This is a genomic window from Rhodococcus sp. EPR-157 (assembly GCF_001647195.1).
Classification (GTDB): domain Bacteria; phylum Actinomycetota; class Actinomycetes; order Mycobacteriales; family Mycobacteriaceae; genus Rhodococcoides.
The window spans coordinates 1-2,774 of the sequence record NZ_LVCV01000269.1; the positions used below are offsets into that span (position 1 = coordinate 1).

Genomic DNA, 2,774 nt, shown 5'->3' on the forward strand with positions numbered 1-2,774 from the left:
CCAGAACTTCCTGGAGACCATCGCCGACGAGATCCTCGACAACGTCGATCGCGACCGACTCAATGCCCAGTCCGCACGGATCAAAGACCCGATCAGGGCTGCAGACAAGCTCCGGCGCAAGATCGCCGAAGGCCGCATCACCGAGCCGACGAGTGTCGACGAAGTGGTCGACGCTCTCGGCGATCTGATCGGCATCAAAGTCCTGTGCAAGAGCCCGCGGGATCTCCACGCATTCGTGGACGCATTGGAGCGTGCCTGCCGTGACCCCAAGTGCTCGGTTCGGTTCGCCAAGGAACCGATGGACTATGTTGCGTTTCCCAAACCGAGCGGCTATCGCGCTTATCACGCTGTTCTGCTGGTCCGCGTCGCCACTCACCAGGGCGACCTCGACGTCAAGGTCGAGGTGCAGGTCAAGACCAGGCTTCAAGATGCCTGGGGTGAGCTGACGCACGAGGACATGTACAAACCCGGTGAAGCACTGAAGCCGACGAAAGCGCACGACGACTACGCGCGCCAGATGGCCGATCTGCTCCTTCAGGTCGACCGTATGGCCGACGATCTGGCCGCTCAGCTCGATTCACAGACGGCCGTGTCGAAGGACGCGGTGGCGCAACCGAGTCCGGTGCCGAAGGACTCGGAGATCATCTCGGCCAGGGTCACACGAACCGGCCCACGCTACGCACTGGCAGTCGGTCCCGACGGCCGACGTGGGTTGATCCCTGCACGGTCGGTCAAAGCAGTCATCGGGGCGAAGGATCGGATCGCGGTCGACGACTTCCTCGAGGTAGGGGACGTCGTTCAGGTAGTAGTCGAGGACACCGAAGATGCCTTGTACTACCACCTGTCCTCGCAACCGCGATCGAAGCGGCCACGCAAGAGACGCACCTGAACCGCTATCGGAGTACTAGGACATCTCCCGTCGCGACGTCTGCCGCGTCGGGACCCGACCATCGAAGTAACGAAGAAGCGACTCGTCCTGCGCATCCGGGTACCACCCTGGCGCGATGCGCACCTTCGCTCGACGTGCCGGCTGACGACGGGCACTGCCGATCAGCATCAGCACGAACCCCGCCAACACAGTGAAAGACGCCAGCGCAAGTATCCCGATGACAACGACTTGAAAAAGATCCATGCTCTGAAGTTCCCGCCCCTGCGAACCACTCGACTGATCGAACTCGGTTGATCGGTCCCCCCGGACCGAGTATCTGTCTTCGACGATCCTCACATATTCTCGTCCATCGCGAGTAGTCCGGCGCTTCCGCCGGATTCGTCGACTGTGCCGGTCTGCTCATCGGCGATGCCGGCCGTGCATATTCGGTGGCTCGGTTCGACGGTTTATACTTCGCGGTCATGGTGCTGGGTGCCACCAGCTACGACGGCTACTGCAAAGCGGGTACAGACATCGACGCACGACTGGAATCAGCCAAGCCCGCGAGAGCAGCCTCCAAGCGCTCACCGTGGAACCGGAAGAATCCGTACCAAGCGACGGTCCTGGCCAACAAGCGACTGTCGGGTCCCGAGTCGTCCAAGGAAGTGCGGCACTACGCATTCTCCCTCGGCGACAGCGGGCTCGCCTACGAAGCCGGTGACGGTCTCGGCGTCCGGCCTGTCAACAACCCCGAACTCGTCGACGCCCTTATCGGCCAACTTCGGGTAGAGCCGGATACGACGGTGACCGTCAAGGGCGTCGAGCAACGGCTCGACGAGTTGCTGACCCATTCCTACGAGATCGGCCTACCCTCGTTGGACCTCATCGAGGCCGTCGCAGAGCGCTCGGACGACGACGAACTCCAACACATCCTCGCGACCGGCAACCGCGAATCTCTCGACGCCTGGGTCTGGGGCAAGGACGTACTCGATGTCCTCGCCCTCGACGAGAAGCCGGCACTCGAACCGGCCGAGGTGCTCGAGCTCCTTCGCCCGTTGCAGCATCGCGTGTACTCGATCTCCTCCTCACCGCTCGCGCACGAGGGCTCGGTCCATCTCACGGTCTCGAGCGTGCGGTACCGGTCCGCCGAACGCGACCGAGGCGGCGTGTGCTCGACGTTCTTGGCCGACCGCGTCACCGAGGGAGAATCGGTCGGGGTATTTCTGTCGGCCAACAAGTCGTTCCGGCTACCGTCCGACGACGATGTTCCCGTGATCATGGTCGGACCCGGCACCGGTATCGCGCCGTTTCGCGCATTTCTTCACGAACGGCAGGCCCGCTCGGCCAAGGGCAGGAACTGGCTGTTCTTCGGCGACCGCCGCCGGGCCGACGACTACATCTACGGGGACGAACTGGACGATCTGTCCCGCGACGGTGTTCTCACCCGCCTCGACCTCGCGTTCTCCCGCGACCAGGCCGACAAGGTGTACGTCCAGCACCGGATGACCGAGAACGGCAAGGAACTGTATGCCTGGCTCGAAGAGGGCGCACACTTCTATGTGTGCGGTGACGCGACCCGCATGGCCAAGGATGTCGACGCGACACTGCACGAGGTGGTGGCAGAACACGGTGGTCTCGGACCCGACCAGGCCGAGGACTACGTGGCCGAACTGAAGAGCTCCAAGCGCTACCTGCGCGACGTGTACTGATCTCAGCGCATCCACATCGCGAGGTGCACCCTCGCCTCACGGACTTTGTCGGACCCAGCCGCTATCTTTCTGTTCGGCGGATAGATCCGGTGGTGTGGTCGAGAAGAGGAGCGCGCATGGGTGCTGCACGTGAGGACGGACTCGATGTCACGGGGTTCGGCATGCCGGGGTTCGATATGCCGGCGTTCGATGTCGCC

At 63.0% G+C, this 2,774-nt stretch carries 2 protein-coding genes and 1 pseudogene; 2 read left to right on the forward strand and 1 reads right to left on the reverse strand.

Annotated elements, in window-relative coordinates; all coding sequences use genetic code 11:
* A partial coding sequence (locus A2J03_RS12250; protein WP_068373976.1) for a GTP pyrophosphokinase occupies positions 1-889 on the forward strand: 889 nt, incomplete at its 5' end.
* Positions 890-904: 15 nt separating this feature from the next.
* Here the strand turns inward: A2J03_RS12250 and A2J03_RS12255 are convergent.
* A complete protein-coding gene (locus A2J03_RS12255; RefSeq protein ID WP_156520347.1) occupies positions 905-1,132 on the reverse strand; it encodes a DUF2510 domain-containing protein in 228 nt (75 codons plus the stop codon).
* Between the two features lie 155 nt (positions 1,133-1,287).
* Between A2J03_RS12255 and A2J03_RS12260 the strand changes: the two are divergent.
* Positions 1,288-2,577 (forward strand): annotated as a pseudogene (locus A2J03_RS12260) (sulfite reductase subunit alpha); the annotation flags it as partial.
* Between the last annotated feature and the right edge of the window lie 197 nt (positions 2,578-2,774).